Annotated in this window: 26 protein-coding genes; 9 read left to right on the top strand and 17 right to left on the bottom strand. The window is 23.6% G+C overall.

The features are described 5' to 3' along the window. Nucleotides 1–5: 5 nt before the first annotated feature. The 6 genes from ACQH20_RS07140 to ACQH20_RS07115 form a co-directional block, all read right to left on the bottom strand. Nucleotides 6–1019 (bottom strand): phosphatidate cytidylyltransferase, encoded by a 1014-nt coding sequence (locus ACQH20_RS07140; protein WP_425377028.1) that lies wholly within the window; start codon nucleotides 1017–1019, stop codon nucleotides 6–8. 34 nt (nucleotides 1020–1053) lie between these two features. Then, nucleotides 1054–1596 (bottom strand): ribosome-recycling factor, encoded by a 543-nt coding sequence (locus ACQH20_RS07135; protein WP_425377027.1) that lies wholly within the window; start codon nucleotides 1594–1596, stop codon nucleotides 1054–1056. 135 nt (nucleotides 1597–1731) lie between these two features. Then, nucleotides 1732–1980, bottom strand: a complete 249-nt coding sequence (locus ACQH20_RS07130; RefSeq protein WP_252319735.1) for a hypothetical protein — start codon at nucleotides 1978–1980, stop codon at nucleotides 1732–1734. A gap of 229 nt (nucleotides 1981–2209) precedes the next feature. Then, nucleotides 2210–3088: a hypothetical protein gene (locus tag ACQH20_RS07125; protein WP_425377026.1), complete on the bottom strand. Its 879-nt coding sequence runs from the start codon at nucleotides 3086–3088 to the stop codon at nucleotides 2210–2212. 186 nt (nucleotides 3089–3274) lie between these two features. Continuing rightward, nucleotides 3275–4174, bottom strand: coding sequence for a hypothetical protein (locus tag ACQH20_RS07120; RefSeq protein WP_425377025.1), 900 nt, complete (start codon nucleotides 4172–4174; stop codon nucleotides 3275–3277). A 386-nt stretch (nucleotides 4175–4560) separates the two neighbouring features. Continuing rightward, complete coding sequence (locus ACQH20_RS07115; protein WP_425377024.1) at nucleotides 4561–5091, bottom strand: nuclease-related domain-containing protein; 531 nt, start codon at nucleotides 5089–5091, stop codon at nucleotides 4561–4563. 275 nt (nucleotides 5092–5366) lie between these two features. Between ACQH20_RS07115 and ACQH20_RS07110 the strand changes: the two genes are divergently transcribed. Next, nucleotides 5367–5645, top strand: coding sequence for a transposase (locus ACQH20_RS07110; protein WP_353306568.1), 279 nt, complete (start codon nucleotides 5367–5369; stop codon nucleotides 5643–5645). Between the two features lie 65 nt (nucleotides 5646–5710). Here ACQH20_RS07110 and ACQH20_RS07105 read toward each other — a convergent pair whose 3' ends face one another. After that, on the bottom strand, nucleotides 5711–6655 hold the full coding sequence (locus ACQH20_RS07105) for an IS30 family transposase (protein ID WP_425377023.1): 945 nt from the start codon (nucleotides 6653–6655) through the stop codon (nucleotides 5711–5713). Between ACQH20_RS07105 and ACQH20_RS07100 the strand changes: the two genes are divergently transcribed. The 6 genes from ACQH20_RS07100 to ACQH20_RS07075 all read left to right on the top strand — a co-directional run bounded on the left by ACQH20_RS07100 (nucleotide 6542) and on the right by ACQH20_RS07075 (nucleotide 11351). Continuing rightward, on the top strand, nucleotides 6542–6865 hold the full coding sequence (locus tag ACQH20_RS07100) for an IS3 family transposase (RefSeq protein ID WP_425377022.1): 324 nt from the start codon (nucleotides 6542–6544) through the stop codon (nucleotides 6863–6865). The two genes, ACQH20_RS07105 and ACQH20_RS07100, sit on opposite strands and share 114 nt — an antisense overlap. Nucleotides 6866–7095: 230 nt before the next feature. Then, a complete protein-coding gene (gene nusA / locus ACQH20_RS07095; RefSeq protein ID WP_425377021.1) occupies nucleotides 7096–8271 on the top strand; it encodes a transcription termination factor NusA in 1176 nt (391 codons plus the stop codon). Between the two features lie 18 nt (nucleotides 8272–8289). Beyond that, nucleotides 8290–8580: an RNase P modulator RnpM gene (gene rnpM, locus ACQH20_RS07090; RefSeq protein WP_338957115.1), complete on the top strand. Its 291-nt coding sequence runs from the start codon at nucleotides 8290–8292 to the stop codon at nucleotides 8578–8580. 27 nt (nucleotides 8581–8607) lie between these two features. Next, nucleotides 8608–10437 carry a translation initiation factor IF-2 gene (infB, locus tag ACQH20_RS07085; RefSeq protein ID WP_425377020.1) on the top strand — a complete coding sequence of 610 codons (1830 nt, stop codon included), beginning with the start codon at nucleotides 8608–8610 and terminating at the stop codon, nucleotides 10435–10437. Nucleotide 10438: 1 nt separating this feature from the next. Further along, nucleotides 10439–10798, top strand: a complete 360-nt coding sequence (gene rbfA, locus ACQH20_RS07080; RefSeq protein ID WP_252320089.1) for a 30S ribosome-binding factor RbfA — start codon at nucleotides 10439–10441, stop codon at nucleotides 10796–10798. A gap of 187 nt (nucleotides 10799–10985) precedes the next feature. Continuing rightward, nucleotides 10986–11351, top strand: coding sequence for an agmatine deiminase family protein (locus tag ACQH20_RS07075; RefSeq protein ID WP_425377019.1), 366 nt, complete (start codon nucleotides 10986–10988; stop codon nucleotides 11349–11351). Between the two features lie 57 nt (nucleotides 11352–11408). On the opposite strand, the gene ACQH20_RS07070 is transcribed toward ACQH20_RS07075, so the two are convergent. From ACQH20_RS07070 to ACQH20_RS07055, 4 genes are all read right to left on the bottom strand, one after another. Next, nucleotides 11409–11861 carry a hypothetical protein gene (locus ACQH20_RS07070; protein ID WP_425377018.1) on the bottom strand — a complete coding sequence of 151 codons (453 nt, stop codon included), beginning with the start codon at nucleotides 11859–11861 and terminating at the stop codon, nucleotides 11409–11411. Between the two features lies 1 nt (nucleotide 11862). Then, the gene (locus ACQH20_RS07065; RefSeq protein ID WP_338960339.1) at nucleotides 11863–12024 is read right to left on the bottom strand and encodes a hypothetical protein; all 162 of its coding nucleotides are present in this window, start codon (nucleotides 12022–12024) and stop codon (nucleotides 11863–11865) included. A gap of 134 nt (nucleotides 12025–12158) precedes the next feature. Beyond that, complete coding sequence (locus tag ACQH20_RS07060; protein ID WP_425377017.1) at nucleotides 12159–12677, bottom strand: hypothetical protein; 519 nt, start codon at nucleotides 12675–12677, stop codon at nucleotides 12159–12161. Between the two features lie 845 nt (nucleotides 12678–13522). Beyond that, a complete protein-coding gene (locus ACQH20_RS07055; protein WP_425377016.1) occupies nucleotides 13523–16591 on the bottom strand; it encodes a DNA polymerase III subunit alpha in 3069 nt (1022 codons plus the stop codon). A gap of 365 nt (nucleotides 16592–16956) precedes the next feature. Here ACQH20_RS07055 and ACQH20_RS07050 point away from each other — a divergent pair, with 365 nt between their 5' ends. Together ACQH20_RS07050 and ACQH20_RS07045 are read left to right on the top strand one after the other, a co-directional pair. Then, on the top strand, nucleotides 16957–17337 hold the full coding sequence (locus ACQH20_RS07050) for an ankyrin repeat domain-containing protein (protein ID WP_425377600.1): 381 nt from the start codon (nucleotides 16957–16959) through the stop codon (nucleotides 17335–17337). Nucleotides 17338–17384: 47 nt separating this feature from the next. Then, nucleotides 17385–17687 (top strand): hypothetical protein, encoded by a 303-nt coding sequence (locus ACQH20_RS07045; RefSeq protein WP_425377015.1) that lies wholly within the window; start codon nucleotides 17385–17387, stop codon nucleotides 17685–17687. 20 nt (nucleotides 17688–17707) lie between these two features. Here ACQH20_RS07045 and ACQH20_RS07040 read toward each other — a convergent pair whose 3' ends face one another. The 6 genes from ACQH20_RS07040 to ACQH20_RS07015 all read right to left on the bottom strand — a co-directional run bounded on the left by ACQH20_RS07040 (nucleotide 17708) and on the right by ACQH20_RS07015 (nucleotide 23857). Then, a complete protein-coding gene (locus ACQH20_RS07040; protein ID WP_425377014.1) occupies nucleotides 17708–18928 on the bottom strand; it encodes an IS3 family transposase in 1221 nt (406 codons plus the stop codon). Between the two features lie 204 nt (nucleotides 18929–19132). Beyond that, the gene (thiI, locus tag ACQH20_RS07035) at nucleotides 19133–20305 is read right to left on the bottom strand and encodes a tRNA uracil 4-sulfurtransferase ThiI (RefSeq protein ID WP_425377013.1); all 1173 of its coding nucleotides are present in this window, start codon (nucleotides 20303–20305) and stop codon (nucleotides 19133–19135) included. Between the two features lie 23 nt (nucleotides 20306–20328). Then, a complete protein-coding gene (locus ACQH20_RS07030; protein WP_425377012.1) occupies nucleotides 20329–22017 on the bottom strand; it encodes a hypothetical protein in 1689 nt (562 codons plus the stop codon). 50 nt (nucleotides 22018–22067) lie between these two features. Further along, nucleotides 22068–22841, bottom strand: coding sequence for a type III pantothenate kinase (locus ACQH20_RS07025; protein ID WP_425377011.1), 774 nt, complete (start codon nucleotides 22839–22841; stop codon nucleotides 22068–22070). A 2-nt stretch (nucleotides 22842–22843) separates the two neighbouring features. Beyond that, entirely contained in the window at nucleotides 22844–23518 is a 675-nt protein-coding gene (locus ACQH20_RS07020) for a diadenylate cyclase (RefSeq protein WP_425377010.1), read from the bottom strand. Between the two features lie 213 nt (nucleotides 23519–23731). Continuing rightward, entirely contained in the window at nucleotides 23732–23857 is a 126-nt protein-coding gene (locus ACQH20_RS07015) for a hypothetical protein (RefSeq protein WP_425377009.1), read from the bottom strand. Nucleotides 23858–23868 lie beyond the last annotated feature (11 nt).

Genomic DNA, 23868 nt, shown 5'->3' with positions numbered 1-23868 from the left:
ATATATTAAGCAATAGGTGCTAGAGTAATTAGAAAACCAAAAATAACTACTGTTGAAAATGAATCTAAACGATCTAATAATCCTCCATGTCCGGGTAGAATATTTGAAAAATCCTTAACATGATAATTACGTTTCAAATAAGAAAATAATAAATCACCCATTTGACTAGCAATTGAAAGAATAAAACTAGTAGCAAAATAAGCAATATAGATTGGTTCTTTACTATTAACTTCTAAAAAAGGTAAGGGATTATAATTGCTTGTTTCTAAAAAAACAGTTACTGTTATCATACTTAAAATAATTGCTGTTATTAAACCAGTAATAGCACCTTCTCAAGTTTTATTTGGTGATACACTTGGTGCCATTTTTGTTTTACCATAAATTATACCACCAATAAAAGCACCAACATCATTAGACATAACAATAATGAATAAAAACAATAATGTTGGTCATCCTAGTTTTGAAAGTTTAATTTCTGATAACATTAAAAAATTAACAGCTTTAACAACAAACACTAAATAAATAATTCAGGTAAAAATAAAAATAACATCACTTAATTGAAAATTTTTACTTCGTCAAGCAATTAAAATAAAAATACAAATGAAAAGTAATAAAATTAATAAAGTCATTCAAGTTTCAAATCAATAATGATTATAAATATATGGACCAAAAGTTTCTTTACCAAGCGGAACTCATAAAAGTATGATTCCTGTTAAAATTATAGAAATTTTAAGTACAATTGATCAATTTGATTCTTTTTTTAAATTAATAATTTCTCATAAACAACCAATAAAAATTAAAGTATTAATTATCATAAATTTATACGCTGATCACTGTGGTTTATTACCAAAAATTGGTTCTAAATAAACTGCCCCAATAAACATTCATAATACACCACAAGCAATTAACATAAAGCTTGTAAGAATACGATTTCGATAGGTTCTAAAAAAATTACTAAGTTTTGCAAAAAAAGAAACTTTAGATTTTATATTTTCTTTATTTATTATCTTTTTTTTCACAATATTTAACCCCTAACTATTTATTGCTTTATTGCTAAATTTTCATTAAATCGGCTTTTTTATTGTTTTCTATTAATACAAGTTCTTTAATTTTACTATCAGTTAAATCTTGAATTGTAGTTTCTGCATGCTTTTCTTGATCTTCTGGTAATTTTATTTTTTTCAGATTTTGAACAGCATCACGTCGACAATTACGGATTTTAACTTTATATTCTTCAGTTTTTTTACTCAAATCTTTAACTAAAGTTTTACGAACGTCTTCTGTTAATTGTGGGAAAATTAAACGTATATTCTCTGCTTCGCTTTTAATTTGTAATTTCAAATCAGCTTTTGTAACAGCTTCTGTAATGTCTTTAATTAAACTACGATCATATGGTTTAATTAATAATTGATGTGCTTCTGCTACTTTAACTTGGGCAATATTACTTAAACTATCAACACCACCATAACATCTAACATTAATTCCTTCTAAGATATTAGGATTAGCTCTTCCGGTGCGAATTTTGTTAATTTCATTTTTATAACGTAAAATTATTTCATTCATCATATTTGTGGCTTCTAAAATAATAACTTCCATATTTGTTTTCCTCCTAGTTAATAATTTTAAGTTGTTTTTAAATCAAACTATAAAAATTATATAATAATTTTTATTAAAACCAATGGAAAACTATTTAAAAAAATAAAAAACATCATTAATTAATGATGTTTTTTATTAATATCTTTGGATTTTATTTTCATCATTGTTTAAATCAACTAATATAAAAATACCACCAATAATACCTAATGCAGCACCAAAGATAATTCCTAATATTGCTAAAGCAATTTTTTGATCAGTAGTCGCTTCACCTTTACTTACTTTTTTGTATAAAATAAAACCGGGTATTGTTCATAATAAAGGAATTATAAATATTGATTCTAAAATAAAAACAATAAATATTAATATACTTCCTGCTTTTAACATTTTTTTCTCCTTCTTTAATTTTTATAATTAATAATATCACTTAATAAAATTGAAATATATAATTGTGTCCTCATTTAAAGTTTAGTTTTTTAACTTATCAATGTTATCACTTTAATTACTATCAATTTCAAATGTTTAATTATTAATAATTTTCATTTATATTAATAGTAACAAAAAAATATGATAATTAACATCAACTGTCATTATATTTTTTAAAATATTTAATGATTTAAACAGTTGATGGTATACCACAGTCTATTCTAGGAAAAAGATGAACATCACCAAAATATATTGCTAAATAAACTTTTAAATTTCTAAAATTTCCTGTTACTAATGGACCATCAGCAACTCTAGCATGAAACTGGGTACTAACATTTGTATTTAATAGTTGAACTAGAGAATCAAATTGTTTTTGTTTACTTTCTGTTTTTATTACTAATTTAAAATCAGTAACAGATTCACCTTGTTTAAATCTTTGCGCAGCAGTTAATTTTAAACCATTTTTATCACTAATAAGTTCAGTAATAACTATTTTTGAAATGTATAACCCATCATTTTTAGCAGTATTGATAGTATAAGATTTTAATACACTATCATCATCTTTATTTATAATATCAATTTTACAAGTACCAACAAGAACTTTAAAATCAGTTCCTGTATTATTTTCTTCAGTTTTACCTGCTTCAGTACTTGTAACTTTTGCAGATAAGGTAGTAATTTTTTTAACATCATCAGGTGAATATTCTTCATTTTCACTACCACTTATAATTCCTAATTCTTTCAAAAATGCTGCAGCATCAGCATCTTTTGCTTGATTTGGATTTCTAATTTCGTTTGCGTTTAATAAACTGTTTTTAAAATTAGTCATTATAATTTTTGTGTCATCAGCCTCAATTGAATACTTCTCTTTACCAGTAGTATCATCCTTCTTTAATTCTTGATTAATTAAACTTGTATTTTCATCACTATATCATCCTAATAATTTTGCATATTTACCATTTAATATTGGTGCTTTTGTTTCAAAGTCACAGGCAACAATTGAACTTGCTGCAGTTGTAGTTAAAGCAGTAGCAGCCATTAATCGTAATAATGTTTTTATATTTTTCATATAATGTTTTCTCCCCTTTTAGATAATTTTCTAAAAAATATAAATTATTTTCTGCTATTTATTATATATTCTTCTTGATTTGAAACTATTTTTATAATTTTAATAAATTAATAAAATTTTTTAAGTGATAAAAAAGAATATAAATTAAAAAAGATTGCAATTGCAATCTTTTAAAATATTTAATGATTAAGCAGGAGCAGTATCGCAATCAATTCTACTTGAAAGTACTACACTACCAAAACTTATTTGTAAATAAACTTTTGAATTTGGAAAATTTCCTGTTACTTCTGTTCCTGCAGAAGCATTATCAAAAAACTTTGTAGTAACATTTATTTTTAATAATTTAACTAAAGAATCAAATTGCTTTTGTTTAACTGCATTTTTTATTTTTAATTTAAAACTAGAAACAGGTTTTGTTCGTTTAAATCCTTGCGCATCAGTTAATTCTAAACTATCTTTATCTGTTATAAGTTTATCAGTACCAATAACTTCAGTTGAAATATTTAATGCATCTTTCTTAAGAGTGTTAATAGTATATTTTTTTACAGATTTGGCATCATCTCCAGTTGCCTTATACATAATATTAATTTGACAAGTACCAGCTTCAAATTTAAAATCAGTTGTACCAGCAGCTTCAACTTTACCTGCTTCAGTACTTTCAACTTTTGCAGATAAAGCAGTAATCTTTTTAACATCACCAGCTGAATAAAATTTCTTGCTATCAGGTGTAAATCCTAAATCTTTTAAAAAGGCTGCAGAATCATCACTTACTGCTTGACTTTTATCAGAATCAGTACCAGTACCTGCTTTTAATAATTTTTCGTTAAATTTAGTTGTTGTAATTTTTGTATTATCAGCAGCACTAACAGCAATTGAATAACTTTCTTTACCAGCAGTATCATCCTTTTTTAATTCTTGATTAATTGTACTTGTATTTTCATCACTATATCATCCTAGTAATGTTGCATATTTGCCATTCAATGCTGGCGCTTTTGTTTGAGTTCCACATGCAACAACTGAACTTGCTGCAACTGTTGTTAAAGCAGCACCACCCATTAGTCGTAGTAATGTTTTCATGTTTCTCATATTGTTTTTCCCCCTTAGATAATTTTTCTGAAAAATATAAACTATTTTCTGCTCTTAATTATACATTCTTTTTTTATTTGGTGCTCTTTTTATAATATTTTTCATTATTAAGTGTTATTTTGATTTTTTTAAGAAAATAATTTCAAAAATGTTAAGATTAAATTGTTCATTAACTGAACATTCTTATTATTTTTTATATATACTCTACAGTACTTCCAAGATTATTGAGTAATATAATGTAAAAAGACCTGAAAATTTTTCAGGTTTTTTTATATTTAAAAATTAAGAACAGAAAATAAAAATACATTTTTTTAATTAAAATTTCAAGGACAGAAGATTATTAGAAAAATTAATTTATTAAATTTTATTCGCTTATAACTGTGTTTTTAATAGTCTAATTGTTCTTTATGAATTTGAATGTTTTCTGGATTATTATTATTTAAAATAATTTGATTCATTATATTTCTTTGACTATTAGAAGTAGAAGTACATTTTCCTGAATTTTCTTCAATTTTATTTTTAATATATTCAGATAATTCAAATAAATTTAATGCTTTCTCATTTATTTTTAAGTTACTATTTTCAGTAATTTGTAAATTATTTTGAACAAATACTACAAGGCTAAAAAATTTAAATTGTTTTAAATTAATATTTTCTTTTTTTAAAAGATACAGAATAGTTCTAACATGACTTCTATTTTGATAAAGAGGTGATGGAATAAATTCTTGTCTTTCACAATGATATTGGATTCAATTTTTTTTAAAATAATCTCCATAAGTTTTTAAAGATCAATTTTTAGTCTCAATTATAAAAATACAACTATTTAAAATTAATAAATGATCAATTTGATTAATTTTTCCTTCAATAGATGGTAAATATAAATTGTTAAATAATTGTAAATCTTCTTCATTAAACATACTTATTATTTTTTCTTTAATTCGGGACTTTCCAGCAATCTGTGTAACTTACTGATTTTACAACTAAAATTTATTTAAAAAACACAGTTTTTAGGAAAGTCCCATTAATTCCTTTAATACCTAACGTATTATTTAAATTATCATTATATTGATAAGGATGTTCAAAATTTTTTAAATTTGGATAAATTTTTTCATAATTTGGATGGGTTACACTTTATTGGACACTAATTACGTAGACAAGTGAACAAATTAGTTAAAAGAAAGGAACTAAAATTATGGCCAATATTAACTCATATTCAGATGAATTTAAAAAACAAATAGTAGCTTTATATCAAAGTGGTAAGTCAGTGTCTTGTCTTGCTAAAGAGTACAATGTTACAAGAGCAGCTACTTATAATTGAATTAAGCAATTTACTAATTCAGGTAGTTTTAAAACTAAAGATAATCGTTCTGTTGAAGAAAATGAATTAATTAAATTAAGAAAAGAATTAAAACAGTTAAGAATGGAAAATGATATTTTAAAGCAAGCAGCACTAATAATAGGCAGAAAATAGAGATTATGGTTCAAAATAAATCTAAACTTGAATTGTAAATATAAATGGGACAAATGGGACAGTTTTTAAAATAATTGTATTAAGTCTATTGGGCTTTTATAAGATAGTGATTTTCTGGGTGTAGAATTAATTTGAAATGCTATAGCATTTAAGTCTTTTTGTTTATATAAAGATAGATCTGTAGATTTTGGTAAATATCTTCTTAAAATACCATTATTATTTTCATTTAAACCTCTTTGACAAGGTTTGCCAGGATCTGCAAAATAAATCTTAACATTGCAAATTTTTTCGATTAATTTTCATTTACTAAATTCTTTACCACGATCAAAAGTAATAGTTTTAACTGTTCCTTTTTGTAACTTTGAAATAAATTTTATTATACTTTTTGTAATATTTTCTGCTTTATGATTTTTAGAAACTAAAGGAATTGTGGTTTTTGATCATATATCAGCTAAAGTAATAATAGAACTTTTATGATCTTTACCAATGATAGTATCCCCCTCTAAATGACCAAATTCTTTTATATTTTTAATATTAGGAATGATTAAATTTCTTTCATGAATAGATTTACAATTATTAATTCGTCCTCTAGTTTCTTTTCGTTTATGAGGTTTATTTTTTCCTTTTCTCAATAAGTTATTTTCATCAAAACCCATTCGATTTGTTTTAAACATGTTATATAAAGTTTTTGTTGAAATACTTTTTATTTTATTTTCCTTTAAAAAATTAGCAATTATATCAAGCGCATAATTTTTAGTAATTAACAAATAATTAATAGTATTAATTTCTGTTAAAGTTAAAATTATTAATTTTCTACCTGCATTTTGCTTCTTTTTTTGAATTTGATTCAATATTTCTAATGGTAATAAGTTTTGATTTAATAATCTGCAAACTCTATGTACAGTTGATTTACTATAATCAACAGCTTTTGCTATTTTACGAATTGAAAATTCATAACTTTTATATTCTTTTATTGCTATTATTGATTCAATAGTCAGATACTTATACATTGTGCTAATTCCTTTCTTTTCTTAATTATAGAATTAACACAATTTAATTTTTATATAAATGTCCTTTTTAATTTTACAATTCAGGCATTAATCCAATTAAAATTAGAATTATTTGATTATATCAACTGATACAACAACATAAGAATTCACAGCACTCTAAAGTACTTAACTCCAGTTAAGTATGAAGAACAAATGTCTACCAAAAAATAGTCCTAAAAAGGGTTGCCATTCCAAAATTTCTATTGTTTTCAAATTAATAATATTGTATAATGAACAATGAATTAGAATTATAGCAAGACAGCTACCAGCTGTCTTTATTATTTCTAGTGTAATATATTTTATTTTTTTTATTTAAGTATATTTTCATTTTGAAATAAATCTATTTCAAATACTATTAAATAATAAACAACAATGTTTATAAAAAACAAGGAGGAGAAAAAGTGGACAAAGAAATTAGTCAAATCATTTTAAATGCCATAAATGAAATTTCTGAAGAAAAACAAATAGCAAAAGAAGATATCATTGAAGCTTTAAAAGAAGGACTAAAAAAAGCATATGAATATCAAAGTCATCGTGATGATAGTACAAATATTAGAATTGAAATTGATCAAAATAAAGGTACTATTAAAATTTTAAAGGATTTAATTGTTGTTCCAAAAGTTGAAGATCCTGAATTAGAAATTGCACTTTCAACTATTAAAACAAAGAATCCCGGCTTAACAATTGGTGATACATATACGCAAATAATTCCTAGTGATCAATTCTCTCGTTTATCAATTTTTAAAGCTATTCAAGTAGTGAAACAATCAATTCGTGAAGCAGAAAAAACATCAATTTATGATGAATTTATTGATAAAAAAGATCACATATTAATTGGTACTATTGAAAGCGTTGAAGAAACTTATATGTTAATTAAAATTGGTAGAGCCTATGCTTTCTTACCAAAACAAAATCAAATCCCTAGTGAGATCTTACCAAAAAATAAACCAATCGCTAATAATACTTATATCAAATTTTATGTTGAAGATATTATTAAAAATAAAAACTATGGTCAAATTTTAGCATCAAGAACTCACGTTAATTTTTTACGTTGTTTACTAGAATTAGAAGTTCCTGAAATAGCACAAGGTGTAATCGAAGTTAAAGATATTGCTCGTATTCCTGGAATTAGAGCTAAGGTTGCAATTGTTAGTCATGATCCAAGCATTGATGGTATTGGTGCATGTATTGGTCCAAAAGGCGAAAGAACAAAATTAATTACGCAAGAATTAAGTGGCGAAAAAATTGACATTATTGCCTGAAATCCTAATATAAAAGAATATATAATTAACGCTTTAACACCAGCTAAAGTTATTTCAATTGATATTAATGAAGAAGAAAAAAAAGCAAATATTATTGTTCCTACTGAACAATTATCATTAGCTATTGGTAAAAATGGTATGGCTGCTAAATTAGTTGCCGGTGTAACTCACTGAAATATTAATATTACTTCATTAGAACAAGCAAATGAAAATAATATTAAATTTACTTGAAATGGTAATATTAAAGAAAGTGAATATGAAAAGTTTATATCTGAATTATTAAAAAAAACACAATGAAAAAATAAAAATCAATAAACAATAAAGTAGGTCGTTATGAATAAAATACCTTTAATTCAACGTAAAAAAATACCAATGCGTAAATGTATAGTTACAAATACTATTTTACCTAAACGTGAATTAATTAGAATTGTTATTAATAAAGAAGGACAATTATTCATTGATAAAACTGGCAAACAAAATGGTCGAGGTGCCTACATCCAACCTAAACTTGAATTAATACCTTTGCTTATTAAAAATAAGGCATTAGAACGAGCATTAAAAACAAAAATTCCAAATGAATTTTATGAACAATTAATTAATGAAATTAAAAAAAATTGAGATTAATTTTCCCAAGCGAAAGGCGGGATGCAAATGGCAAAAAAACGAATATCTCAACAAACACAAAATATTAATCAACAACTAAAACAAAAAACATCTCAAATTAATGAAAAAGGAGTATTTTTATATAACGAACCTTTAACTATTTCAGAATTTGCTAAAGCATTGCATCATCCAGTAACTGACATTATTAAATACTTCATGAAACAAGGCAAACTATTTAATCAAAATCAAATATTAACTCAAGAATTAATGCTTGAACTTTGTTTGGAATGAAATATTGATTTTGAAAAAGCTAAAGTGGTAACATATGAAAACTTATTAGAAAATATTAATCTCGAAGATGATAAAAAAAATTTAGTAACTCGACCACCTGTTGTTACAATTATGGGCCATGTTGATCATGGAAAAACAACACTATTAGATACTATCCGTAATTCTAAAGTTACTAATCAAGAACACGGTGGTATTACTCAACATATTGGTGCTTATCAAATTAAAACTAATAATAAATTAATTACTTTTATTGATACCCCAGGTCATGAAGCATTTACTGAAATGCGTTCACGTGGTTCTAAAATTACTGATATTGTTGTTCTAGTAGTTGCTGGTGATGATGGTGTGATGCCACAAACTCGTGAAGCAATTGACCATGCAAAAGTAGCTGGTGTTTCAATTATTGTTTTTGTTAATAAAATGGATAAACCAAATGTTAATACTGATCGCATTATGAATGAACTAGCTAATTGTGATTTAACTAGTGAAGAATGAGGTGGCGATACTATTTTTGTTTATGGTAGTGCTTTAAAAAATCAAGGAATTGATGAATTATTAGAAGCCATATTAGTAATTGCTGAATTAAAAGAACTAAATGCTAATCCAAATCGATTTGCTAATGGAACAGTTATCGAATCTCATCATGATAAAAATGTTGGTTCAATTTGTACTTTATTAATACAAGGTGGAACACTAAAAGTTACTGATATTGTAGTTGCTGGTAGTGTTAAAGGAAAAATTAAACGCCTTATTAATGATACTGGTAAAATAATTACTAAAGCTGGACCTTCAATGCCTGTTCAAGTTTTAGGATTTGAAACAGCCCCTACTCCTGGTGAATCTTTTATTGTTTTTAATGATGATAAATTAGCAAGAAAAGTAGCACTAGTACGACAAACAGAAGAAACAAATAAAATTAGAAATAATCGACAAATTAGTTTAGGTAATTTAACACAAGATGTTGCTACAGGTGAATTAAAACAAATTAATGTTATTTTACGAGCAGATACTCAAGGTTCAGTGCAAGCAATCGTTCAAGCAGTAAATAAAATTAATGTTAATGATATTACTGTTAAGTTTATTAGAGCAACTATTGGTGGTATTAGTGAATCAGATATTAAACTTGCTCAAACTTCAGGAAGTATTATTTATGGTTTCAATGTTCGTCCCAATCATGTTATTCGTGAAGCTGCTAACAATGCCGGTGTTGAAATTAGATTACATAATATCATTTATAAAATAACTGAAGAATTAGAATTGGCTGCTAAAGGTTTATTAGAACCAACTTATAAAGATAAAATTCTTGGTCAAGCACGAGTTATTAAAACTTTTCATTTTTCAAAAGTAGGAACAATTGCTGGTTGTGTTGTCATTAATGGTTTCATTCAACGTAATAGCAAAGTTCATATCATTCGTGATGATGTTGTTATTTATAACGGTGAAATCAGTGGTTTAAAACATGAAAAAAATGATTTAAAAATTGCTAAAAAAGAAACTCAATGCGGTATTACTATTAAAAATTTTAATGACTTAAAAGAAAATGATATTATTGAATCATATTTAGTAGAAGAAGTGGAGACAAAATAGGATGTCTATCATTAAATTTGAACAACAAGAAAGTTTCTTAAAAAAAGAAATTACTAATATATTAAAAAAAGAATCAAAAAATATTCTTTTCAAAGATATCACTATTACTAATGTAAAAATAACAAAAGATAACAGTTATGCTACCATTTATTGAACAGTTTACTTAGATAATTTAGATATTAAAACTATTAGTAATGCTTTAGAAAAAGCGAAAGGTTTTTGTCGAAGCGCACTTGCCAAAACAAGTAATAAATATAAAGTTCCAGAATTACGCTTTAAATATGATAATACCAACACTAGAGTTAAAAACATTGAAGAAATATTAAAAAATATCAAAAATAATAATTCTTCAAATGAATAAAAAGAATTAAAATGAGATTATAAATCTCATTTTAATTTTTTAAATTTAAAATTTTTTTATAATAATTATTTAATAATTACTATAAAACACTATTTTAAAAAAATTATTAGTATAATAAAAAAGGAATCATCAATAAAATAAGGGAATTATTTAGTAGCTACTAAGTAAGAAAGGAAAGCTACTATTAATGGCAGAAAAAAATTATTCAACACCAAATAGTGATGATTTTTATGTTATTCCTGAATTTTTAGAACATCAACAATGTTGAATGGTATGACCAGAAAGAACTGATAATTGAAGATTAGGCGCTAAACCAGCACAAGAAAAAATAAGTAAACTTGCTAATATTATTAGTGAACATGAACATGTAAATATGATTGTTAGTAAAAATCAATTTAATAATGCTAGAAATTTATTAAATAAAAATATTACAATTATCGAAATGTCTACTAATGATTGCTTTATTCGTGATTATGGTCCAATCTTTCTTCAAAATAAAGAAACAAAGAATATTAGAGGTTTAAAATTTAATTTTAATGCTTGAGGTGAATAGCGGGACTTTCCTAAAAACTGTGTTTTTTAAATAAATTTTAGTTGTAAAATCACTAAGTTACACAGATTGCTGGAAAGTCCCTAATTTAGAATTCCTTAAATAGTATTGAATATGTTTATATGCATCTTGTTCATGTTTTGTTAATTTTATATTTCCTTTATAATTTTCTATTTTAGTTTTATTTTTTGGTTCACTTTCTAAATAATCTCAATTCATAACATCTTCTACTAATACCATTAATGCACCAATAATTTTAGGTGTTGCTAATGGATTAGTTAATAATTGTTTTGAACTTAAAAAGAAATTTTCTACAATAACTAATATTTTTTGATTAATAAATTGTTTTTGAATTAATTGAAAATATTCTTTATACATATTTTTACTTTCTAAAACTGTTTTAGTTTTAAATGTTTCATTAAAAATAATATTATTAGTTTCATTTGAATATATAACAATTCCATTATTACCAATACCAGCGGGGTCAATCCCAATAATTAATTCATATTGCATATTAATCAAATTCTCTGCATTGTATTTTATTAATTAAAATTTTAATAATATCAATTGAACCTTTTAATTTATTTAAATAATATATATCTTTTTCTTTATTATATTGTTCTATATCACTATCTAAAATTAAATTTAATCAACTAATTAATTTTTCTTTATCCATATTTATACCTCCTAGTTAACCTAACATTTAAAATACAGTCATAACAAATTGCTTTACCATTTTTATCTCTTAAAAAATATTTTCTTGTTTTTATATCATTAGTATTAAAGAATAAATAATCTAATTTATTTTGTTTACATGTTCAACAAAAATACTTTTTCATTATGAGTTGAAATTTCCTTATAAGAAGTAACTATATAATTAATTGGTAAATCATCATGTTTATATGGATTATTTATTTTAAAACCTTTTCTGTTTTTTTCTAACGTAATGTTATATTTAAAACAAGGATTAGTAATTTTACTTTTGTTATCTGTTATTTCACCCATAAATCAACTATTATGCTGTTCATAAAATGTTAATTGTTCAAGTTTTATATCATTAAGATAATATTCTTTCGGAGCAGTTGGTTTATTAACAGTTATTTTTTGGTCTTTAATATATGGTTCTAATAATTTTATTAATTCATTACCACTTAATTCTCTTTTAATATTTTCTAAATTAAAAACTCAATATGTGTAACTATTATCAACAATAAAAGAATTATTTTTAATCATTCATTTTGGCAGTGATAATTTATATTCAACATAATCAATAAGAATAGATTGTGGTTTATCTTTAAGAATTTGTTCTTTTTTAAATTCTATTTGCATAATAATCCTTTCCTAATATGTTCTGTTGCTTCTAGCATAAAGAACATATATTTTGATTTTTAGATTATTAATAATACTACTATTCGTTTTATTCATTTCATCAATTCTGGGCTCAAAAATAAATTGTGAAATTTTAAAAAACATTGAGGCATTCGATTCAATATTTATTTAATTTGCGTTTAGCAAATTAATATTTTAATTGAACCGGCACCGCTCATTTTTTTTTTACAAGTTTGAAATTTATTTTCTCGCCCAAAAAAATTTTTCAAAAAAAATAAAAAATAAAACCAACACTTGCTCACTGGGGAGTGGCAAGGTTGGTTAAATAAAGAATAATAGTATGTTCCCCCACGGGTCTATATATACTAGTTTCCAATTCGCTCCCACCCCAAGAATTACCATTAAATGGTTAGTATATTTTATTAGGCATCATCCACTTATTATTTATTCATGCAAGTCCACATGCTAGCTACTATTTTTAACAACTGTGTTGTAGTTCACTTTTTTAGTTCCCTAACATGTGTTGATAATAGCGTTAAAGAGGTTTATTAAAAATTTTAAAATTTTACAATTACAAAAAAAGACAAGATTATTTCTTGTCTTTTTCCTTTAATAATTTGATTTGTTTAAAATACGTAGGTTATAAGGGTTAAAGAGAATTTAAGTTGTCTATCATCATTTTGAAATGGTAATATTGGAAAGAATTTATTTATCTAGTAATTTATTATCCTCCGTTTTTGTTACCGTCCCATTTTTTATTTATTATAAGTTAAACTAAGAAATTTAAAGACTATTGATTATATTTATTATTTAATATAGTAAGCATAGATAAAATTATATGCTTACTATAAATTTTTAATTACTCTTAATAAAATTAACTGAATATTATCATTATAAATTTCTAACTTTCCTTCCATTAAAATTACTTTATTAACTTGTAAATATTCTTGGTATATTTGATATAACTTTTCAAAAACCGTTACTTCAATAACATTACTATCATTTTGCATTTCAAAAAAAGCCATTAATTTTTTAGTTTTAGTTTTAATTACTCTAATATTATTGATAACTCCATATACTCTAACATGTTGATCAACATAATTATTAATATATGCTAAATCAATAGCTTTATTATGAGGATCTAATTGCTCTTTTCATAGTAATTTAGGATTATATTTTAAATAAAGTCCTAATGCACGATGTTCATTAATACTATTATTATTTCAATCATCTTCTCTTTGTAACATAATTGGTTTAGCAATTAAATTAAAATTTAATGATAATTCGCCACTAGTTTCATCTTTTACCTGCACCATATTGGCATATTCTAATGCAGCATCCAAGTTTAATAATAACATTGTTCGATTTGATTGAATATCATCTAAAGCACCAGCAGCAATTAAATGTTCAATGTTTTTACGATTCAAACCAATAAATATTGCTCGAGCACAAAAGTTAAAAAAATCTTGAAAAAATCCATTATTAGTACGTTCTTTAATAAGATTACTACAACTACCTTGACTCATTTGCTTAATTGCTTGTAAACTATAACGAATAGCTTTTTTACCACCATCAATTAAAAAATCAATGTCAGAAAATTGAATTGATGGTGGTAAAACTTTAATTTGATATTTTTGACATTCATTCAAATATTGTAACATTTTTTGATCATTACCAATAACGCTACTTAATAACGACACCATAGATGCCAATGGATAATTTGCTTTTAAATAAACTAAATAATAACTAATTAATGAATAAGCGACAGCATGAGATCGATTAAATCCATAACCAGCAAATTTTTCAATATCTTCTCATATTTTCTTAACAACTCTTGGTGAATAACCTCTATTAACAGCACTTTTAATAAATGAGTTTGCTTGTTCTTTCATAACTGTAGTATCTTTTTTACTAATTGCACGACGAATTAAATCAGCTTTTCCTAATGAATAAGCAGCAACTTTCTGTAAAATTAATAATATTTGTTCTTGATAAATAATAATGCCATAAGTTGATGCTAAATAAGGTTTTAAATCTTCATGAATATACGTAACTTTTTGTTTTCCTAATTTACGATTAATATAATCTTGAATGTACTCTTGTGGTCCAGGACGAAATAAAGAAGAACTAGCAATAATATCTTCTAAGTTATCAACTTTCATTTTAATTAAAATTTGACGCATTCCTGAAGATTCCAATTGAAAAATACCGGTTGTATCACCATTTTTAATAATGTTAAAACTTTTTTCATCATTTAAAGGAATTTGAGATAATTTTAAATTTAAAAAATAATGTTTGCTTACTTGTTGTAAAATATTTTGCAAAATAGTTAAATTACGTAATCCTAAAATATCCATTTTTATCAAACCAAGAGCTTCTAGGGTTTGCATTGGAAATTGTGTTTGATAAATACCTTGAAATCCTAATTGTAATGGAATAGCACTAACTAACGGTGCTCTTGTAATAACGATTCCTGCTGCATGAGTACTAGTTTGTCGTGGAAAACCAATAATTTCTTTGGTTAAAGTAAACAATAAAGGATACTTATTTGCATATCATGCTAATTTTGGTGATTGTTTAATAGCCATATCTATTTCAAAATTATATTGAATTGGTATTAATTTTGTCATTTCATTAATATCTTCAATATTAACTTGAAAAACTCTTCCCAAATCACGAATTGCCATTTTACTAGCAATTGTTTGAAAAGTAACAATATATGCAACATGTTCTTTGCCATATTTTTGATGAATATAATTAATAACTTCATCTCTTCTTGTATCTTCAAAATCGATATCAATGTCTGGTAATGATATTCGTTCTGGATTTAAAAATCTTTCAAAAATTAAATTATAAGCAATAGGATCAACACCAGTAATTCCTAAAACATATGCTACTAAACTACCAGCAACACTTCCTCTACCTGGTCCAACCATTATATTCTTGCTTTTTGCAAATTTAACATAATCATTAACAATTAAAAAATAATCAGCAAAACCCATTTCATTAATTACTTGTAATTCATATAAAACTCTTTTAACGTATGTTTCAGGAATTTCACGACTTTGAAAATGCGCTTCTAATCCCTGCTTACATAATTCTTGCAAATATAAATTACTAGTAAGATTATTAGGGCAAGTAAATTTTGGTAAACTTAATTCTGCACTATTTGGCTTATTTTTAGGAAATTTTAAATTACATAATCAAATAACCTTTTCAATATTTTCAATAATTTCATTTGGATAATGTTGCATTAAATCTTGTTTAGTTTTATATAAAAACTCATTACTTTTTGATAAATCTTCTGATTTTAATGTTTTTTGTTCTTTAATAGCTTGTAAAATTTGATAAGTACGATGTTGTTTTTCATCTAAATATAAAACCAAATCAATTGGAATAATATTAGATGTAATCGATTTTAATAAAGTAATATTATCCATATCACTAGGTACTAAACCAAAATAAACTAATTCATGACCTGTTGAATTTAAAATATCATAATTATTTTTAATATATCTAATATTTTTATTATTAGCATGAATAATAACTAAAACTTCACGTGTTTGATTAAGATATTTTTTTACATCATTAGTAGTAACAATATTATTATTAGTACTAATAATAGTAGAAAGCTCTATTAATCTTTGATAACCAGCATATGAAGTTGCCATAATAGTTAATTCAACTTTATCAGTAGCACTTTCTCAAACGCAATTTAAACTAATTAATGGTTTAATATCATTCTCTATACATAAATTACAAAATTCATAAGCACCATACATTATATTTTTATCTACTAAAGATAGAACTTTTAAATTATTTTTTTTAGCAAATTCAATATAATCACTTATTTTAATAGTTGATGAAAGAAATGAATAATTAGAACGAACATTTAAATTAACTATATATTTCATACTATCCCCTACAATTCTTGAATGACTTATATTACAAGTTAATTTTAACATCATTTTATCTTGCTAGGTTATTCTTAAGTTATTGTTTTTAATACAAAACTATTTAAAACACTTAAAATTAACTTTTTTAGAAATAAAATAAAAAAATAAATTTTATTTCTAAAATTTATATTAAAAAAGAAAAAATAAACATTATTTTTTCAATAATTAATAATAAATAATTTGGGAAAAATTATAATATATTTTTTTACATATTAAAACCAATAATATGTTAAAATCTGCATAAACTTAATACAAGTTTTCAACTTATTACTTCATTTTAAAGTAAGTGAGTTTGTTATTTTTAATCAAATAAGGAGAAAAAAATCGATATTCAAAATATTAATTTAATAAAAGCTGCTAAAATCGTTGATCTACAAGTAATTAAAAAAATAATTAAAAATGGTGGCAATGTTAATTATATATGCGATGATATAACCGCTTTAATATGAGCAGCGCAAAATGGTCATTTAGATGTAGTTAACATCTTAATAGATAATGGTGTTGATATTTATCATGTAGTTAAAAATAGACCTGATCCTTGAATATTAAATAATATTAATGGACAAATAATTATATCCAAATATTTAAAAACAAATGGTTATTATAACTATGCTAATCTTTTACTAGATACCATTGAAAATGGTGATACAGCTTTAACAATAGCTGCTAAAAACAAACACCCAAAAATAGTTGAAAAAGATTAGCCTATGAAATTTATGAACAAGAAATAAAGCAACGATATAAATTTGGATTGCCTACTATTCTTAATGTTACAACCAATAAAAATAATTTTGAAGTTAAATCTCTTCAAGAATTAGCAAATGAAGTACAAAAAATAACAACCAATATTGACTTTAGAGAACCAAATCCATATCAAAAATTACAAATAAATTTAAAACTTGCTCAATTAGAGATTGATAAGAAAAAAAATGAAATCAATAAAAGAATTGAAAAAACAAAATTATTAGTAAATGAAATAAATGCAATTGATTTACAAAATCAAACTTCAACAAGTAATCAAAATACTGAACTTGTCAAGAAAAGTGGACAATAAAAGTAACCTTTTATTAAATTTTATAAAATAGCGTTTGTAAGTGTTAAATTTATAGGTATGAAGTAATTATTTGTTGGTTTGGAATGAGCTAATCGATATTCGATTGGACTCATTCCTTTTAATTTTATTTGAGGTCGATAATTATTATAAAAGTAAATATATTTAGCTAAGTTGTCTTGTATTCATTCAATAGTTCTATTTTTTCTTGGAATTTGATATAGAAATTCTGTTTTCATTGTTCCAAATCAAGTTTCAGTAGCACCATTATCACAGGAATTACCTCTTCTAGACATTGAAATTTTTATTTTTAATTCATCACATAAAATTTTATAAGAAGGATTTGTATAGTGAAATCCTTGATCTGATTGTAAAATTCATGAAGTAGGTTTTTGAGCATTAACTCAAGCTTGGATAATGTTTTGGACAACAAATGTCATGTCTAAACTTGCACTTATTTTATAATCTAATATTTCATTATTATGAAAATCTTTAACAATTGATAAATAATATGTTTTACCATTAGTTAATAAATAAGTTATATCAGTACCTAATTTTTCATTTAAATTAGTAGTTGAAAAATCACGTTTTAATAAATTATCATATCTTAAACTTCCTGATTTAGTTCTATAATCAAATTTTTTTATGCGAACCTTAGCTTTTAAACTCATATTTTTCATATATCTATATACAATATGAAATTTTAATTTTAAATTATAAATTTTGTTAATTCATAAAGTTATCATTTTATAACCATAAATTTCTTGAAATTCATAAAAAATATTTTTAATTATATTAGCTAAAAATGTATCTCATTTATTAAATTCATTCATTCCATTCTTAATTCACTTATAATATCCTGATTTTGAAACATTTAATAATCAACATAAATAACTAATCTGATATTTTTTCTTCAATGAGAAAATCACAAAATATTTCTTCTTTTTTGTCGATTTTTCTAAATACTTTTTTATATCGTTCATTGCCTCAATATATTCAATTAATTCTTGTTTTGTCATTTCATTAAAATTTAAAGATTTGGGTCGACCTGTTCTTTTGGTTTTTTTAGCACGAATTCCATTGCCATATTCTAAACCTTTTTCACCTAATAATTTATATGCTTTAATTCATTCTTTTATTGATGATCGACCAATACCATACTCTAATGCGGTTTTATCAATTGTTTTAATTTTACTTATTTTTATTATTTTTAACTTTTCTTCTTTTGATAGTCATTTAGCCATAAAAAAATGAACACCTTCCTTAAAGTATTTTTAACACAAAGGTTACAATTCTGTGTCTACTTTATTCTAGATGTTCATACTTATTGTAATATTTTATAGTTTACTATTAAAAAATAACAAAAAGAGTGAAACTTCACTCTTTTTTTATATTTAAAGTAAATAAACTGCAATTTATTAAAACTATTAAATTATTAATAAATTTATTTATATTTTTTCAATATCTTTAAAACTATTTATTAAAATTTGTTCTCAATCAATTATTTGCTTTAAATCATTTTCTAAAAGTTCACATTCTTTAATCTTTGGTTGTGTAACAGGGTTTTTAGGAACAAATAATGAACAACAATCAGCGAATGGTAAAATTGATGTTTCATAAGTACCAATTTTTTTAGCAAGATTAATAATATCAACTTTATCTTCGGCAATTAAACTACGCAAAATTGGTAAATTGCTAACAATATTAATAGCATTAATACTTGCTAATGTTTGTGAAGCAACCTGACCAATCGCTTCACCAGTTGCTAATGCTTGAATTTTATATTTTTCTGCAAATAAACTAGCAATTCTAATAAACATTCTACGCATTAAAGTAATACGATAACTTTCTTTCTTAATATGACTTAATTCATTTTGCAAGTTAGTAAAATTGCAAATATATAAATTTTTACTACCAGCATTATAAGGTGCTAAAATTTGAACTAAAGTTTCTACTTTTTTTAATGCTGTTGGTAAAGTAAAAGGTGGAGTAGCAAAATGTAAATATTGAACTTGTAATCCTCGTTTCATTAATTTATATGCTGCTACAGGGGAATCAATACCAACGCTCAATAATAATAACACTTTCCCTGAACTACCTACTGGAAATCCACCAGCACCAATAATTTTATTTGCAAATAAATAAATATCATCCTTATTAACTTTGATATTTATTTTTAAATCAGGATTAGTAACATTAACTTTTAAATCTGTTTTTTTAAAAATTATAGAAGCTATAATTTTAACTATTTGTTCTGAATTTAATGAAAAACTCTTATCACTACGACTAACAAAAAGTTTAAATGTTTTAAAATTTGTTAGATCTTGACTTAAAATTAATGATATTACTTTTTCTGATAATATTTCCATATTTTTAGCAATTCTAAAAGCAGGTGATAATGAACTAATACCAAATATTTTCACCAAAATATTAATAACATCACTCATTACGTCAAGAGATAAATTAGTTAGTTCCATCCGATCATGAAAATGAATAATATTTATTTGTTTATAATCACTAAGAGCATACTTAATATTTATTTTTAATTGTTTAATAAAATCAATCCGATTTTTACTTTTAGTTGTTAATTCACCATAACGAATAATAATAATTGGTACCATTTAATTTTCCTCTTTTTTAAAATTTATTCCATTAATTCCAATAATAATGTTAATGCTTTTTGATTATGATTATTAGTGATATTATTTTCAATTTCATTAAATTTACTATTAAGTTGCTGATTAATTGAACGATGACGATTAGCATAAACAAGAGTTAAATGTGATAATTTATGAATAGTAATTTCCATTTTTAATTCAGTATAAAGATGAAAAATTTTATTTTGTAAATCATTAAATTTACTAAAAGAAGAATTATCATAATTTCCATTTTTAAAATTTAAAATATTATCATTTATTAAATATTGTAAATCACTAAACTTTTCTTTATAAATTTCATTTAAATAATAAAAATTAATATTATTTAAAATATTATCAATTTGTAACATCATTGAATTGATTTTATCAACATAAGTTTTAAATTTAATTTTTGCTTTATTTTGTTCATTCAACAATTTATTATACTCTTTTAAACTATTAAAAACAACAATACTATTTTCAAATAACGCCGCTAATAACATCACTAATGTTTCATAACTAGTATTTTTTATTGATTTTTGATGTTCTATGATTAATAAATTATCAAAATGATTAACAGTAGCAAGTTGTTTATTAATAATAGTTTCTAAGTTAGTTATTTTGCTATTTTCTATCATTTTAGAATTAATTTTATTTGAAAGAGCAATTTCATTTTTAATAGTTTCAAATATTTCATTAAAATTAAAACTCATAACTAAAAATTTTTCATAATTTTGTTTAAAAATATTATAAAATATTTGTTCTTTATCAATTTTATTACTAAAAGTGGCAATTAATTTTAATATTTCTTGAGTGTTAACCTTAGCTTTTTTGTATTGTAAATTATTAATTTGTTTATTAATAAAACTTAACTTTTCATCAACGTTTGCTACTAATTGTTCGTATTGTAAAAGTAAAGTATTATTTATTTTTATCATTTGATATTTATTTTTTAAGGCCGCCATTTTCTGTTTAATTTCATATGTTATAATATAACGAAGTGTTGGTAAATTATCTAAAATTTCTGCCAATGTTACAACAGCAATCGCAATCTCACTTAAAATAGTAATAATTTGACTAACATTAATAGCATTAATATTTGTTTCTAATTCTTTAAACATATCATTAATTATTTTAATAACTTCATCTAATTGTTCTCGATTAAGATCATTTTGTAAATTAATCTTGATCATTTGATCTTGTAAATAATTAAAATTTTGTTTAAAAAATAATTGATATTCTCGTAATAATTGATCAATACTAATAAAATAATCTATTTCAATTGTTAATAACTGCAATTGATTTTTTAAATTATTACTTTTATTATGCATTCTATACATTAATTTATATCTTTTTCATAATTCTTTATTATTTTGTAATTTTAAAATTTGAATATATTTTTTAAAAACCTTATTTAAATCTTTTTTTAAAAAAAGATTATAACGACTAATTCAAATCCCTAAAATAGAACTATATTGTTCATTTGCTTGTACCATTTGATTAATACGATTTAATCTTTCTTTAATATTAATATTTTGAATATATTGCAAATTTTTATAAACCATAAATTGTTTATTTTTATATGAACTAAAAATTACTAATAAACTTGTTAAAACGATAATAGTAAAAATTAATAAACTAATAATAGTTATTATAATAATTTGTGCACTAGTTAATTTATAAATTTTTATTAACATCAACATAGTTTTATTCTCCTTTCCTTATATTTTAAATATATTAAAAGATATTAATCTTTTATTTTATTATTACTTCTAAAATATTTAATAATATCAACTAAACCTAAAAATAACATTTGTGGTTCATAAATATAAGAAAAATCAAAATAAGATTTTAAAATTGGTACACTACCTCCTGTTAAAATTACAGGTAAACTAATATTTGTTTCATTTTGAATTCTAGCAACTATACTATTAATCATTGCACTAAAACCATAACCATAACCAATTGATAAAGCATGATTAGTATTTTTACCTAACATTGATTGATAATGTTGAATTTCAAAATCAATAAGTAAAGCAGCATTATCAATCAATGCATCTTTACTTGTACTAAATCCAGGTCCAATAATAACACCAACCAAAACATCATTAACAAGAACACTATAGGTAGTAGCAGTTCCCAAACTAACAACTATTGCATTGTGATACTTAGTATAAGCAGCATATGATAATGCTATCAAATCACTACCTAATTGACGATTTTCTAAATTAAGTTTTAAAGGTAAAGAACTTAGTAATTTAAAATCAACAATTAACGGTTTTAAATTATATGTAAAAACAATTAATTTTTCTATTATTATTAAAAAATTTGGAACAACACAACTAATAACAGCTTCTTCAAAATGTAATTTTTTATTTAATTTAAATGCTTTTTTCAATTGAACAATTGCAGTTTTACTTTTGGTTTCTATTACTGCTCATTGTTCAATAATTTCACTATCATTAATCATAGCAATCTTAATTAATGTATTACCAATATCTAGTAATAACAAACTTTTCATTATTATACTTGTTGAACCATTTCTTTAGTTGAAGCTAATTCATCATATAGTGTACGAACAAGATTATTTAAGTTTTCAACTTGTAAAAACTTACCACTACGAGCTATTGAAACAGAACCATTAGTTTCACTAACAATAACTGATACTGCATCCGTTTGCTCTGATATTCCAATAGCAGCACGATGACGTGAACCAAATTGACTAGATATTTTTTTATTAGTTAGTGGAAAATAAGTAGAGGCACATTCAATACGACCTAAACGAATAATAACTGCACCATCATGCAATGGTGAACCTTTAATAAAAATAGATTGTAATAGTTGTGAAGTTACTTCACCATCAATTTTTACTCCCAAATCAGTATATTCATTTAATGAAACATTCCTTTCAATAGTAATTAGTGCTCCATTTTTTTCTTCTGCTAATTTAATCACTGCTTCTGCTAAAACACTTGCTAACATTCTTTTTTCTGAAGTTGCTAGTAGTTTCATATGAGATTTATTTCTTGTTGTTCATCAAACTTTTTTACCACGAATAAAGGTATTCATAACTATTAAAATAAGAATTGTCATTAATAAAGAAATGGTTATTCCAAATAAAACCGCTATTTCAGCAATAACTGTTCCAATATCTGCTGAAATTACAGTCGAAATAATATTTAACGGTAATACACTCATATTAAATACCACCATTCCTTTATTTTTTGATTTCACTACTTTAATTATAAAGTAAAAAAATTATTTTTGATATTATTAGTATAATAACTTATCATAATTTACAAAATACTCCTTTTAAATTTATTTTTAAAAGGAGTACTAATATTTTTGATAATTTTAGACTTTATCTTATATAAGTTTATAAAATTATTATTTGTTAATTATCTTTATTAACTATAAATTTGGTACAGTGTTATGAAGATAATTTTTATTTACTTCTGCTTTTATTAAAAAATCATTATCACTATCTTTACTATTTTCTCTTGAAGAAAATTTAGTTTGTAATTTTGAACTTGTCAAGAAAAGTGGAC

Origin of the sequence: Spiroplasma endosymbiont of Aleiodes alternator (genome assembly GCF_964031135.1) — a bacterium.
Classification (GTDB): domain Bacteria; phylum Bacillota_I; class Bacilli_A; order Mycoplasmatales; family VBWQ01; genus Spiroplasma_E.
Note: the sequence above shows the minus strand (reverse complement) of the source record. Positions and strands in the feature narration are given on the sequence as shown.